This window comes from Phaeobacter inhibens DSM 16374 (genome assembly GCF_000473105.1).
Classification (GTDB): Bacteria; Pseudomonadota; Alphaproteobacteria; order Rhodobacterales; family Rhodobacteraceae; genus Phaeobacter; species Phaeobacter inhibens.
In genome coordinates this window covers 981,510-994,980 of record NZ_KI421498.1, presented here as the reverse complement: position 1 = coordinate 994,980, position 13,471 = coordinate 981,510, and the positions used below count along the sequence as shown (strand labels likewise).

The 13,471-nt window shown below is 60.1% G+C and carries 10 protein-coding genes; 7 read left to right on the top strand and 3 right to left on the bottom strand.

Annotated features, from left to right (window positions below):
• Window positions 1-72 precede the first annotated feature (72 nt).
• Window positions 73-2,352 (top strand): sensor histidine kinase NtrY-like, encoded by a 2,280-nt coding sequence (locus INHI_RS0108410; protein ID WP_027247360.1) that lies wholly within the window; start codon window positions 73-75, stop codon window positions 2,350-2,352.
• A complete protein-coding gene (gene ntrX / locus INHI_RS0108405) occupies window positions 2,349-3,764 on the top strand; it encodes a nitrogen assimilation response regulator NtrX (RefSeq protein ID WP_014874595.1) in 1,416 nt (471 codons plus the stop codon). Before INHI_RS0108410 ends, ntrX begins: the two co-directional genes overlap by 4 nt.
• Window positions 3,765-3,833: 69 nt before the next feature.
• On the opposite strand, the gene INHI_RS0108400 is transcribed toward ntrX, so the two are convergent.
• Window positions 3,834-4,313 carry a hypothetical protein gene (locus tag INHI_RS0108400; protein ID WP_415837513.1) on the bottom strand — a complete coding sequence of 160 codons (480 nt, stop codon included), beginning with the start codon at window positions 4,311-4,313 and terminating at the stop codon, window positions 3,834-3,836.
• Between the two features lie 111 nt (window positions 4,314-4,424).
• Here INHI_RS0108400 and trkA point away from each other — a divergent pair, with 111 nt between their 5' ends.
• From trkA to hflX, 4 genes are all read left to right on the top strand, one after another.
• The gene (gene trkA, locus INHI_RS0108395; RefSeq protein ID WP_014879944.1) at window positions 4,425-5,801 is read left to right on the top strand and encodes a Trk system potassium transporter TrkA; all 1,377 of its coding nucleotides are present in this window, start codon (window positions 4,425-4,427) and stop codon (window positions 5,799-5,801) included.
• Window position 5,802: 1 nt separating this feature from the next.
• Window positions 5,803-7,350 (top strand): TrkH family potassium uptake protein, encoded by a 1,548-nt coding sequence (locus tag INHI_RS0108390; protein ID WP_014879945.1) that lies wholly within the window; start codon window positions 5,803-5,805, stop codon window positions 7,348-7,350.
• A gap of 128 nt (window positions 7,351-7,478) precedes the next feature.
• The gene (hfq, locus tag INHI_RS0108385) at window positions 7,479-7,718 is read left to right on the top strand and encodes an RNA chaperone Hfq (protein WP_008204623.1); all 240 of its coding nucleotides are present in this window, start codon (window positions 7,479-7,481) and stop codon (window positions 7,716-7,718) included.
• Window positions 7,718-8,989: a GTPase HflX gene (gene hflX, locus INHI_RS0108380; RefSeq protein ID WP_014879946.1), complete on the top strand. Its 1,272-nt coding sequence runs from the start codon at window positions 7,718-7,720 to the stop codon at window positions 8,987-8,989. Before hfq ends, hflX begins: the two co-directional genes overlap by 1 nt.
• Before the next feature lie 98 nt (window positions 8,990-9,087).
• Here the strand turns inward: hflX and INHI_RS0108375 are convergent, their stop codons facing one another.
• A complete protein-coding gene (locus tag INHI_RS0108375; protein ID WP_027247359.1) occupies window positions 9,088-11,577 on the bottom strand; it encodes a penicillin acylase family protein in 2,490 nt (829 codons plus the stop codon).
• Window positions 11,578-11,713: 136 nt separating this feature from the next.
• Between INHI_RS0108375 and INHI_RS0108370 the strand changes: the two genes are divergently transcribed.
• On the top strand, window positions 11,714-12,586 hold the full coding sequence (locus INHI_RS0108370) for an NAD(P)-dependent oxidoreductase (protein ID WP_027247358.1): 873 nt from the start codon (window positions 11,714-11,716) through the stop codon (window positions 12,584-12,586).
• A 102-nt stretch (window positions 12,587-12,688) separates the two neighbouring features.
• Here the strand turns inward: INHI_RS0108370 and INHI_RS0108365 are convergent, their stop codons facing one another.
• Window positions 12,689-13,264 (bottom strand): lipid-binding SYLF domain-containing protein, encoded by a 576-nt coding sequence (locus INHI_RS0108365; RefSeq protein ID WP_014879949.1) that lies wholly within the window; start codon window positions 13,262-13,264, stop codon window positions 12,689-12,691.
• Window positions 13,265-13,471 lie beyond the last annotated feature (207 nt).

The window sequence follows — 13,471 nt, the reverse complement described above, 5'->3', positions numbered from 1 at the left end:
CGTTTGAGCTGGTGATGATCACGATATATGGCGGTCGACCAGAAGGGTCGCACATCAGGATGAGGGCAGTACGTGGCGCAGAGGTCACATCTCCGTTCGGCATATGGGCCATTTGCGGCTCTTGACCGGTGGCGCAGAACGCGCAGGGCTCGCAATGTTGGCGCGCTCGGGCTGGTTGTTCTGGGCCCGGTGCTGGCGCTTTCGACATTTTTGATCATCGGCCCGTTTTCGCAAGGGGTGGCGTCGCTGTCGCTGCGGCTGATCCTGCTTGCCGATCTGATCTATGTGTTGGCCGTCGCGGCGCTGGTGCTGACACAGGTGGGACGTCTGATCGCCGCGCGGCGGGCCAAATCCGCAGGCTCCAGGTTGCACCTGCGTCTGATCGGGGCCTTCGCCTTTCTGGCGCTGACGCCCACCGTGATCGTGGCGCTCTTTGCCGGGCTGACGGTCAATGTCGGCCTTGAAGGCTGGTTCTCTGACCGGGTGCGGCAGGTTGTGGGTAGCTCTCTGGCGGCGGCGGAGGCCTATCAGGATCAGCAGCAACGTGACCTCTCGGAGGATGCGGTGGCGCTGGCACGCTATATCGACAACAGCCGAAACCGCAATTTCTTCATCAGCGACGGGCAGTTGCGTCAGGTGCTGACACAGGGGCAATTGCAGATCCAGCGCGGCCTACAGGAAGCCTATGTGGTGGACGGCGCCGGAACCATCCGGGCCCGTGGCGAGCGGTCGTATGAGTTCGACTTTGAGGAGCCGCGCACGGCGGATATCAGCCAGGCCTCTTTTGAAGGGGTCACCCTGATCCAGGACTGGGACAACAGCGAGCTGCGCGCGCTGGTGCGGCTGGATGCGTTTGTCGACCGGTTTCTCTATGTCAGCCGGGATGTGGACGGTGAATTGCTGAGTCTCTTGGATGACACCAAGGAAACCGCGCATCTTTATCAACAGTTGGAGAGCGAGCGGGGGCGGGTGCTGTTTGACTTTGTCCTGCTGTATCTCGGCTTTGCTGTGATCCTAATCCTGGCGGCGATGTGGCTGGGCATGTGGTTTGCCGAACGGCTGTCGCGCCCGGTCGGGCGGCTGACCATTGCGGCGCGGCGTGTCGGGGCGGGCAACCTGAATGTGCAGGTGCCGGAGGACGACGGCGATGATGAGATTTCGCAGCTGGGACGCTACTTCAACCAGATGACACTTGAGCTGCGGGAACAACGCGACACGCTGCTGGAAAACACCCATCAGATTGAGCGCCGCCGCCGGTTGTTTGATTCCGTGCTGATGTCGGTGACCTCCGGCGTGGTGGGGCTGGATTCTGAGGGGCGCGTCACCTTTGTGAACCGGTCTGCGGAGCGGCTGCTGGGGTGGAGTGGTGATCGCCAGTCGCTGGCCTTGGCGGTGGCCGTGCCGGAGTTCGGGCCGTTGTTTCAGGAGCTGACCGAAACTGGCGCCGATGTGGTGCAGGGCGAGATCAAGGTGACCCGCCAGGGGCAGCTGGAGAACCTTCTGGTGCGGATGTCCCCTCGACGGAGCGAGGAAGACCGGCTTGAGGGCTATGTGGTGGCCTTTGACGATGTTACGGACCTGGTCAGCGCGCAGCGGATGGCGGCCTGGGGCGATGTTGCGCGCCGGATTGCCCATGAGATCAAGAACCCGCTGACACCCATCCAGCTGAGTGCTGAGCGCATCAAACGCAAATTTGCGCCCAAGCTGGGCGAAGAAAACAGTGATCTCCTGCAATCCATGACAGATGTGATTGTCCGTCAAACCAACGACTTGCGCCGTATTGTTGATGAATTCTCCAAATTTGCCCGTATGCCGGAACCCGAGCGGCGTGAGGAAGATCTGGTGAAGCTGCTGCGCGATGCGGTGACCCTGCAAAAGGCAGGTCAGCCTGATCTTCGCATTGTCGCGGATCTGCCGACGGAACCGATGCTTGCGGATCTGGACGCGACGATGATTGGTCAGGCATTGACCAATTTGATCAAGAATGCAGGCGAAGCCGTTGAAACACTGAAACAAAAAGGCACGGTTGCGGATCTTGATCCTGAAATCCGCATCGCTGTAAGTCCGACGAAATCCGGCTATGAGGTCACCATCGCCGACAATGGCATCGGTCTGCCAGAAGACCGTGCCCGTTTGTTTGAACCCTATGTGACCACCCGCGACGAAGGCACAGGTCTCGGCCTGCCGATCGTCAAGAAAATTATCGAAGAACACGGCGGAACGCTGGTGCTGGAAGACGCGCCGGTTTTCGACGGTCAGGCCCACCACGGGGCCATGGCTGTGATCCGCCTGCCTGCTGCACATGAGGCGGCAGACCATCATAAGAGTACAGTGAAAGCAGGTCTGACATGAGTGACATTCTGATTGTTGACGATGAACGCGACATCCGTGAGCTGGTTTCTGATATCCTTGAGGATGAAGGCTACGCGACGCGCAAGGCTGGCAGTTCCGAGGAATGCATGGCCGCGCTGAATGAGGCGCCGCCTGCGCTCATGGTACTGGATATCTGGCTGAAGGATAGCCAGATGGACGGCATCGACATTCTGAAAGTGGTGAAACGGGACAATCCGGAGATCCCCGTGGTGATCATTTCAGGTCATGGCAATATCGAGATCGCGGTCGCTGCGATCAAGCAAGGCGCCTATGACTTTATCGAAAAACCTTTTAATATTGACCAGTTACTGGTCGTTATTCGCCGCGCGATGGAGACATCAAAGCTGCGCCGCGAGAACACTGATCTGAAACGCCAGGACTCGGGCGCCAGCGAAATGATCGGCGCCTCAGCCGCCTATCGTGCCCTGGTCAGCCAGCTGGATAAGGTCACCAAATCCAACGGACGGGTGATGCTGACCGGGCCTGCGGGCAGCGGCAAGGAAATCGCCGCGCGCTATATCCATACCCAGTCGAACCGCGCCTCAGCGCCCTTTGTGACGGTAAACTGCGCCAGCATTGAGCCGGACCGGATGGAAGAGGTGTTGTTCGGCCGCGAAAGTGCCGAGCGCGGAGTTGAACCGGGCCTGCTGGAGCAGGCGCATGGCGGCGTTGTCTTCTTTGATGAGGTTGCGGATATGCCGCTTGGCACCCAGTCAAAGATCCTGCGGGTGCTGGTTGATCAGCAGTTCCAGCGGGTTGGCGGCTCTGACAAGGTACGGGTGGACCTGCGGGTCATTTCAGCGACCAATAAGGACCTTGAGCGTGAGATTGAGGCGGATCGCTTCCGTCAGGAGCTTTATCATCGCCTGAATGTGGTGCCGATCCCGGTTCCGTCACTGGCGGACCGTCGCGAGGATATCCCGCTGTTGGCGGACCATTTCATCGAGCAGTTCAACCAGAGCCAGGGTCTGCCGCTTCGTAGGCTGAGCGAAGATGCCGTTGCGTTGATGCAGACCATGCTGTGGCCGGGCAATGTGCGCCAGTTGAAGAACATGGTGGAACGTGTTCTGATTCTTGGTGAAAACAGCGGTCCTATTGAGCCGAAAGATCTGCCGCGTGAAGAGGAAGCGGTGGAAGATCAGAGCCGTGTTGTGCTGTCCGGCGCACTTGCAACGCTGCCATTGCGGGAGGCGCGTGAGGCCTTTGAGCGGGAATATCTGCTTACTCAGATCAACCGCTTCGGCGGCAATATCAGCCGCACGGCCTCCTTTGTTGGGATGGAACGTTCAGCCCTGCACCGCAAACTGAAATCGCTGGGGGTGGTGACCTCCAACAAGGCAGGCGCGCGGATCGCTCATGTGGAGAAAGAAACCGAGGAGGATATGGCCTGAGACAGGCTGTATCCACGCAGATTATTTATATTTCAGGGCTTTGGCGGTGATCTCTGATGTGCTGACGGATCAGGGCGCCGTTGCGACGATCTGTGGCGATTGCCCGCGTCGCGCAATTGCGCAGGATGTCTGGGTCAGCGCCGGAAGTGTCGATGCACGGCGGGTGCCGACCGCATCGGCCACCGATTGGGGACAGCGTTTTACCGCGATGGGCTGATAGCCTTTGGACGCCATGCAGGACTGTTCCACCCGCTTGCGCAGATCCGCGTTGACGTCGACGGTATAGATGCCACCATCCTCCCAATAGCCGGTACGGTGATAGCAGCGCCCATTGCGGCAGATTTCCCCGCCAGGGCGATAGATAGGCGGGTGCTGTCGGATCTGGGTCGCCACCGGCGCATCCCGCAGGGCGCTGACCTCACAGCTGAGCAGATCGGCGTCGCGTCGGGCGACATCGGCACCGGCGCGGTAATAGACCGGAACCGGCCCGCAGGCCGCCAGCGCTGAGGCCAACAAGAGCGCGGCAAACGTATGTTTTCCGATGGGCATCCTGTGATTGTGCGGCAGAATTCGCAGCAAGACAATTGAATTGACCGTTACAGCGGCTTCTGTCATTCAAAACCGGCGATTGCGCGTATCAGCGCCCCGAGGGACAAGCACATGAAAGTTATTATTTGTGGCGCAGGTCAGGTCGGCTGGCAGATCGCCCGCCACCTGTCGGGTGAGCACAACGACGTGACCGTGGTGGACAACAATCCCGATCTGGTGCGCCGTGCTACGGATACGCTGGATGTTCAGGGGATTGCGGGCTTTGCCTCCTATCCGGATGTGCTGACCCGGGCCGGGGCGCGGGACGCGGATATGATCATCGCGGCCACCCATTCCGATGAGGTGAATATGGTCACCTGTCAGGTGGCGCATTCGGTGTTTTCCATCCAGCGAAAGATCGCGCGACTGCGCTCCAAGAGCTACCTGGAAGCGATCTATTCGGATTTATACCGGCGTGACCATCTGCCAATTGATGTGGTGATCAGCCCCGAGCGCGAGGTGGCGGCCGCGGCGATGCAACGCCTGTCTGCGCCGGCTGCCTTTGATACCGAGATGTTCATGGAGGGCGGTGCGCAGCTTCTTGGGGTGCAGATCGATGAGGATTGCCCTGTCGTCAACACGCCGCTGCGCCAGCTGACCGATCTGTTTTCGACCCTGCGCGCCATTGTGGTCGGTATCCGCCGGGATGGCAGCCTGTTTGCACCTGAGCCGGGTGACCAGCTCTTTGTGGGCGACAGTGCCTATGTGTTTGCCCATGTCGAGGACGTGAGCCGCACAATCGAAGTCTTTGGCAAACAACAGAAACGTCAGGATCGTGTGGTCATTGTCGGCGGGGGGAACGTCGGGCTTGAAGTGGCGAAGGCACTGGAATCCCGTACGGGACGCACGCGCGCCAAGATGATTGAGCGGAACCGCAAATGCGCCGAGCGTGCCGCGGAGACGCTGGAACGGACGATTGTTCTGAACGGCGATGGTCTGGACCGCAGCCTGATGATTGAGGCGGGGATCGACCGCGCTGACGCCATGTTGGCGGTGACTGATGACGACAAGGTCAATATGCTGGCAGCTGTGCGGGCCAAGGCGGAAGGCTGCCCTCTGGCGATTGCGCTGATCAATGATCCGACACTGGTGCCGCTGATGGCACCGCTTGGTATTGACGCCTATATCAACCCACGTGCCACCACCGTGAGTTCGATCCTGCGCCACATTCGCTATGGCCGGGTGCGGCAGGTCTATTCGATCGGCGACGCCGAAGCGGAGGTGATTGAGGCCGAGGTCATGTCGACCTCTCCGATGGCCGGACAAATGATCCGCGATATCGATTTTCCCGAAGGTGTGCTGGTTGGCGCCGTCAGCAAAAACGGTGTGGTGATGCGCCCAACCGGCGGTATGCGGATCGAGGAGGGCGATGTGATCGCGCTCTTTGCCATGGCTGCGGATGTGCCCGAGGTCGAGCGCCTGATGCAGGTCTCGATTGACTTCTTCTAGGATGTCGCGGCACCGCAAACCGTCGCAGGAACGGACACGGGGTCTCTTCCGCCTGCCACTGTTCCTGCTGATCCTGCTGGTGGCGGCGCTGGCGATGTGGGTGCCGGCCATCCATGCGCTGATCCTGGATGATCATCAGACCTCGCGCAGTTTTTTTTACTCCGGCGTTGTGGGGTTGATGGTGGTTGTGCTTGTCGGGCTATCGATGGGCAATCGCGTGCCGCGCTACAGTATGCCGGGGCAGTTGACCTCGCTGCTGGCCAGTTTTGCAGTGCTGCCTGCGTTTCTGGCGGTTCCGGTGCAGGACGCGTTGGGGAATACCAGCTACCTCAATGCTTATTTCGATATGGTCAGCGCCATTACCACGACGGGTGCGGATGTATTTTCCGACCCGAACCGGCTGCCGCCCAGCGTACATCTGTGGCGCGCCATGGTCGGCTGGTTGGGGGGGCTGCTGATGTGGGTTGCGGCCTCGGCCATTCTCGCACCGCTGTCGCTGGGCGGGTTTGAGGTCACCGCACGGGGCGAGCCGGGGCGGGGCACCGAAACACCCCTGCATATGCAGCGCGCGGATCCGCGCCGCAAGCTGGTGGTGGTGACCAAAACCCTCGCGCCGCTTTATGCCGGGCTGACGCTGGTGCTGTGGATTTTGCTGATCATCACCGGTGAGACAGCCTTGGTGGCGCTCGGCCATGCGATGTCGGTTCTGGCCACCTCTGGTATTTCCGCGGTTGGCGGGGTGGAGAATGGCGCCAGTGGCATTGCCGGGGAAATGGTGATGTTCCTGTTCATGTTCTTTGCCCTGTCGCGGCTCACGTTCTCGACCGATACGGTGACCAGTGGTCATAGTCGGCTGGACCGGGATCCTGAGTTCCGCATCGGCCTTCTGATCGTCTTTGGCGTGCCGTTGCTGCTGTTTCTGCGTCACTGGATTGCCAGTTTTGATGTCGCGACCACCAGCGATCTGATGCAGGGTCTGCACTCCTGGTGGGGGGCAACGTTTACTGTTTTGTCGTTCCTGTCGACCACCGGGTTTGAAAGCGCCGACTGGGAAACCGCGCGGCAATGGTCCGGGTTGAATACACCCGGCATGATCCTTCTGGGGCTGGCAGTGATTGGTGGCGGTGTGGCAACCACCGCTGGTGGTGTGAAATTGCTGCGGGTCTATGCGCTCTATCTCAATGGTTTGCGGGAGATGGAACGGCTGGTACATCCGTCCTCCGTGAGCAATGAGGGCAAGGGCAACCGGAGGCTGCAAAGCAATGGTGCTTTTGTGGCCTGGGTGTTCTTCATGCTGTTTGCTTTGTCTTTGGCGGTGATCAGCATCAGCCTCGCCGCTGTGGGGTCGGATTTTGAGCAGGCTTTGATTCTGACCATTGCGACACTCTCGACCACAGGACCGCTGACGGAAATAGCCGGGTCCGAACCCATCGCGCTTATTCATCTGACGGCCACAGCAAAGCTGATCCTGTGCTTTGCCATGGTACTGGGGCGGCTGGAAACTCTGGCGATCATTGCGCTGATGACACCAAACCTCTGGCGCAGTTGATCAATCATGGTTACCGTGAACGTCATATGAGTAATTTTCGGGTGGAAACTCCGACTATCTGCGTTCATAGTATTCATTAACAGGGCGCTGGTCCGCAGCGCGACAAGAACAAAGGCGAGATAATAATAATGGCTTCGGACAGACAGAATCTTCAGGATGCCTTCCTGAACCACGTTCGTAAAACCAAGGTTCCGGTCACAATCTTTCTGATCAACGGCGTAAAGTTGCAGGGTGTGATCACATGGTTTGACAATTTCTGTGTCCTGCTGCGTCGGGACGGGCAGTCGCAACTGGTTTATAAACACGCCATTTCGACAATCATGCCTGCCCAGCCGATCAGCCTGTATGAAGGTGAAGACGCCTCTTGATGGAGCATGATAGGACGCCCACCCGTGCCTGGGTGGTGCATCCCGATATCAAATCAGACCGCGACCGCCGCGACCCGGTGTCCGCCCTTGCTGAGGGCGTGTCCCTGGCGGAGGCTTTGCCCGACATTGAGGTGATCGGATCGGCTGTTGTGCGCCTTCCAAAGGCGCATGCGGGCATGCTGTTTGGATCGGGTAAAATCGACGAGTTGAAAGCGCAGTTCCACGATGAAGAGGTGGAACTGGTGTTGATTGACGGCCCGGTCTCGCCGGTGCAGCAACGCAATCTGGAGAAGGCCTGGAAGGTCAAGATTCTTGACCGGACCGGGCTGATCCTTGAGATCTTTTCGGATCGCGCGCGCACCCGTGAAGGTGTGTTGCAGGTGGAAATGGCGGCGCTGAGCTATCAGCGGACGCGGTTGGTGCGGGCCTGGACCCACCTGGAACGTCAACGGGGCGGGCTTGGCTTTGTCGGTGGTCCCGGCGAAACCCAGATCGAGGCGGACCGCCGCGCCATTGACGAGCAACTCGTTCGTCTGCGCCGTCAGCTGGACAAAGTGGTGAAGACCCGGACGTTGCATCGCGCGGCACGGGCCAAGATTCCCTATCCGATCGTAGCGCTGGTCGGCTATACTAACGCCGGTAAATCGACACTTTTCAACCGGTTAACCGGGGCTGAGGTGATGGCGAAGGATATGCTCTTTGCCACTTTGGACCCGACAATGCGCCGGGTGCAGCTGCCGGATGGGCCGGAAATCATCCTGTCGGATACCGTTGGATTTATCTCGGATCTGCCGACGGAACTGGTTGCCGCCTTCCGCGCCACGCTGGAAGAGGTGCTGGCCGCAGATGTGGTCGTGCATGTGCGCGACATCAGCCATGACGAGACCCAGAACCAGGCCGCAGATGTCGAGAGCATTTTGGCCTCCCTCGGGGTTGATGACAGCCGCGCGCGGCTGGAGGTCTGGAACAAGCTGGATCTTCTGGACGACGAACAGGCCGAGGCCCGCCGTCAGCGCGCGGAACGTGAGGACGGCATTCACGCCATCTCTGCGATCAGTGGTGAAGGGCTGGAGGATCTGCTGGCGGATATCACGTCGCAGTTGCGTCTTATCCGTCATGAGGATGAGATCACCCTGACATTTGCGCAAGGCAAGCAACGTGCTTGGCTGTTTGAACAGGATGTTGTGCAAAGCGAAACGCAAACAGAGATTGGGTTTGAGCTGACGGTTCTGTGGACCGAGACCCAGAAGAACCGTTTCGCCGCCCTTTGATCTGAGTTTCTGACGAGTTATCAAGACCCCCCGCGCCCGATTTGGGAGCGGGGTTTTTTGTTTTACTGCAGTCGATTAACGCGTGGCGCCTGCTGCGGTTATTCGATGGCAGTGGCCGGGACCAGACGGGTGACACCAACGGAGGCCGCGCGGGCCAGATCCTCATCCAGTGACATTGGGATGTATTCGCCGCGCCGCCAGAGTTGGGACATGTCGTCATAATAGCGTGACAGAAAATGCCCGGATTGACCGGTGGCAATGATGAAGACCGAGCTATCGGGATCGGCAAAATCGTATACCCCGCGATAGCCTGCGGCATGCACATTGCGGAACGGGTGCTCTCCCGCACCGGAGGTGCGCCCCCGTTGCAACGTATTGTCGCCACCGCTAGTGGATTGGCGGATGTTCACAAAGACCCGTAGCAGCGGCACATCTCCCAGTACCTCATGGTTTTGGGTTGCCTGATGCGCATCGCCCCACCGCAGCGATTCCAATGCGTTACCATAGGTCTCTTCGATCCAGATCAATGCATCGTCCAGCGCCAGACGAGCCAGCTCACTACAGGTTTCAGTGGGGGCGCTTTGGCGGATATCGCACCAGACCGATGCCCCCTCCACATCGCGGAACACCCGCTCGAGGAACAGCGGGTCCACTTGCGTAAACTCCGCGGCCAGCGGCCCAAGGTCGTCTGTAATCAGACGTTTTTGCAAAGCCCGCACCCAGGCGGCATAGATCAGCGGCTCTGGCAGATGTTCGTTCATTTCGCCGTTCCACTCCGATAGCAGCGTCAGTGCGATCTGGCGCTGACGCTCACGGGTGCCTTCGGGCGCGGCTTCGCCGGTGAACCACAGATCGGCGCCAATCAGCGGCAACATGGTGCGGGCGGTATAGGACACGGTGTCAAGCTGTGCCTCGATGAAGCTGTCACGGGTGTGGACCTGACGATCTTGCATCAGCTTCTTCCAGCGATTGATGCGCTGGGTATCGCCCCAGGTGTAAGAGACGTGGTTGGGGAACGGGCGCTGAAGCAGCTTGTTGTTGGTGTTGCCGAGGATGCCACCAATGGGGGAGACGAACTCAGGGTTTGCCGCATAAGGCGCGCGGCCCTGCCATTGGTTTTCGCGGCGCCAGCCCTGGCTGGGCATCCGGCCCTGGCTTTGATGGCGGGCGTCACGCTGCGGGATGGCCCCAACGGTTTTCAGCGCAACGGTGGTCCTGTCGGCAAGGGTCAGGTTCTGCGACGGAGCGATATAGCCTTCGCTGATCTCAATCGCCTGCGCGACGGAGTTCGCGCGCATCAGCTCAAGTGCGGCGCTTATCGAGGTATCCTCACCGCTGAGGCCCGTCCAGCCAAGGCTGACAACATGGCCGGGCGGGGTGATCGCGGCGAGATTAAACAGCGACCGTGGCAGAACCGGGCCATTGTCGGTCCAGCGCAGGGTCAGGGTAACCGGGGTTTCATCTTTGATATTGATGATAGAGGGGCGGCTGGTGAAGCGCTTAAAGCCATCGGCGGTCTTGTATTCCTCGGCATTGTCGGGGTTCAACTGTTCAATGAACAGATCCTGATCATCCATATAAGAGGAGGTCACGCCCCAGCCCAGCAGGTCCGAGCGGCCTGAGATGACTGCGGGGATACCGGGAATCGTAGCGCCGATGACACCGCCTGTGCCCAGTTCCAGACGCGCCAGATACCACACGCCGGGGGCGGTCAGCTCCAGATGGGGATCATTGGCCAGCAGCGTGCCACCCGCCGCAGACCGGCTGGGGGCGGCGGCCCAGGCATTGGACGCACCGGCCAGCCCGCGCGGCGCAATCGGCATAAAGGGCAAGGTCTGGCTGATGTCTGTGCTGGCACTGGCATGTCGTGGGAGGTCCGGAAACAGCGCCGCATATTCGGGCAGCGCGGCAACACCGTTGCCCGGCGCATCCGGCAGAATGTCCTTCAACCGTTCGGGATCGGGCAACGCCAGAGAGGTGCGGGCGCGCAGGATTTCTTCCTGCATATGTCCGGAAAGTTTCAGTCCCATCAACTTCATAACCGCAATGCTGTCGGCGGGCTGCCATGGCGCCATTGGGACGTTAAAGAGGAACATCTCCGGCGCACCGCGCCCCAATGCATCCTCGTTGATTTCCTGCAGGCGGGCATTAACACCGGCGGAATAGGCACGCAGCGCGGTCATCGTTTCGGGTGTCTGGGCGGCGACGGATTGCTGCGCCAGACGGTAGATATCGAGGCGGCGAATCAGCGTATCCACCTGCACCGTGCGGTTGCCGAAGATTTCCGATAGGCGGCCCATGGCGGTGCGGCGCAGGGTGGTCATCTGCCACAGGCGATCCTGCGCATGGGCATAGCCGAGACCGAAATAGACATCCTCGTCGCTGGCGCCATAGCTGCCGAAGATATGCGGCACATTGGCATTGTCACGCACGATCTCCACTGGCGCCAAGAGGCCGGGCAAGGTGATCTCCTTGTTGTAATCCGGCAGCGATTGCGCCGCGAGGAAATAGACCAAGCCCAGTCCCATCACTAGAAGCAGAATCAAAGCGGCGGCAAGGCGCAGGAGCCAGCGAAAGAGAAGTCCCATCGGTGGTGCGTTTCCTCAGGTTTTTGACGTTATTGGCCCGGTTACGGCGCAGTTTCTCGCCCTCGCAGATTGCACCGGGCGGCGCGGCTGCTAGGGTGGCGCCAACATAGGACAAGACGCATCAGGGGGAAAGCAGATGGCGAAGGTTGCATTCTTGGGTTTGGGAGTGATGGGCTATCCGATGGCGGGTCATCTGGCGGCCACCGGTCACGAGGTGACAGTCTACAACCGTACCGCAGCGAAGGCGGAAGCCTGGGCAAAAGAGCATGGCGGCACGGCGGCTGCGACACCGCGAGAGGCGGCAGCGGGTGCGGAGTTCGTGATGGCCTGCGTCGGCAATGACGATGATTTGCGCAGCGTGTGCCTCGGCGATACCGGTGCATTTGGTGGTATGGGCGCGGGCGCGATTTTTGTAGATCATACAACGGTTTCGGCAAAAGTGACCCGCGAGCTGAACGCGGCGGCTGCGGATCTGGGGCTGTCCTTTGTTGATGCGCCGATTTCGGGCGGTCAGGCCGGGGCAGAGAACGGTGTGCTCTCAGTTATGTGTGGTGGCGATCAGGTGGCCTATGACAAAGCCGAGCCTGTTATTGGGTCTTACGCCCGGATCTGTCGCCGGATCGGCGACAGTGGCGCCGGTCAGATGACCAAGATGTGCAACCAAATCGCGATTGCGGGACTGGTGCAAGGGTTGAGCGAAGCGCTGCATTTTGCTGAAAAGGCTGGGCTGGATGGTCGCGCAGTTGTCGAGGTGATCAGCCAAGGGGCCGCAGGCAGCTGGCAGATGGCCAACCGGCATGAGACCATGCTGGATGACCATTTTGATCACGGGTTCGCGGTTGACTGGATGCGCAAGGATCTGGGTATCTGCCTTGATGCGGCGGAGGAGACCGGGGCCAGCCTGCCGGTGACCGCCCTGGTCGATCAGTTCTACAAAGACGTGCAGAAACTGGGCGGCGGGCGCTGGGATACCTCAAGCCTGTTCAAACGACTGAAGGCGTTTGAATGAGCGATATGAAAATGGCCTTTCCTGAAGGAAAGGCCATGCCTCCGGCGGGGATATTTTCAGCCAGAAGATAAGTCGGATATTACGGCACGCAGCCGGGCCGGATCAGGGGATGATCCGGGTGTATTTGGTGCCTTCCAGCGTGGCCCCCAAGCGCAGGCCTGCCTGACCGAAGACTGCGGCAAGAACCGGGCTGTTCAGCGTATTGGTGTCGGCGGCCAGCGAGTCGCCCTCGTCGCGGATCACATACTCCAGATCGGCGCCTGCGGCCCAGCCGGAGGAACGGCGGAAGTTCGAGAGCGCATCCTGGGTCATGAAGAACAGCACATGGGCGTATTGCTGGGCGCCGATCTGCAGGCCCGCATTGCCCTTCACCGTGGAATAGTAGTCAACCGTCACACCATCAATGCGCAGGGCGCCACGACCAAAGGCACCGCCAACAAAGAAGCCGGCTTCCGTCACCAGCGGCATTACCAGCATGCCGGTTGATTTCTCTGCGAGAGTGACGGCGCCGGGGTACTGGCTGTACATCTGGCTAAGGGTTGCATCGACGCGGGCGTCGATGGTGGAGGCGTTGCTGTTTCCGATACCATTGCCACATGCGGCGGTGACACCAGCGCCAGCCAAGGCGCCAAGCGCAAAGCCACGCCGGGTCAAACGGGAAGAATTAGAACTGCTCATCTTGAGTTGCCTGTTATCTGGGGCCGGGGCCGCGCGGGGCTGTCGTCTCGGCCTGTCACTGTTCAATTGCGGCCAGTTTTCTGGCTCTGCGGCAAGGTATACGCGGAAAGCTGCCGCCTGTCATCACTGAGACAGGCGCAATCAGCGGCTTCCTGCCGGCAATTTCGCGTGATCTGTCGCGCCACGGGTTCGGTGATGCCGCCCTTG

Coding starts and splice junctions, on each gene's coding strand:
- ntrX (WP_014874595.1), top strand. CDS start 2,349: ATGAGTGACATTCTGATTGTTGACGATGAACGCGACATCCGTGAGCTG.
- INHI_RS0108400 (WP_415837513.1), bottom strand. CDS start 4,313: ATGCCCATCGGAAAACATACGTTTGCCGCGCTCTTGTTGGCCTCAGCG.
- trkA (WP_014879944.1), top strand. CDS start 4,425: ATGAAAGTTATTATTTGTGGCGCAGGTCAGGTCGGCTGGCAGATCGCC.
- INHI_RS0108390 (WP_014879945.1), top strand. CDS start 5,803: ATGTCGCGGCACCGCAAACCGTCGCAGGAACGGACACGGGGTCTCTTC.
- hfq (WP_008204623.1), top strand. CDS start 7,479: ATGGCTTCGGACAGACAGAATCTTCAGGATGCCTTCCTGAACCACGTT.
- hflX (WP_014879946.1), top strand. CDS start 7,718: ATGGAGCATGATAGGACGCCCACCCGTGCCTGGGTGGTGCATCCCGAT.
- INHI_RS0108375 (WP_027247359.1), bottom strand. CDS start 11,577: ATGGGACTTCTCTTTCGCTGGCTCCTGCGCCTTGCCGCCGCTTTGATT.
- INHI_RS0108370 (WP_027247358.1), top strand. CDS start 11,714: ATGGCGAAGGTTGCATTCTTGGGTTTGGGAGTGATGGGCTATCCGATG.
- INHI_RS0108365 (WP_014879949.1), bottom strand. CDS start 13,264: ATGAGCAGTTCTAATTCTTCCCGTTTGACCCGGCGTGGCTTTGCGCTT.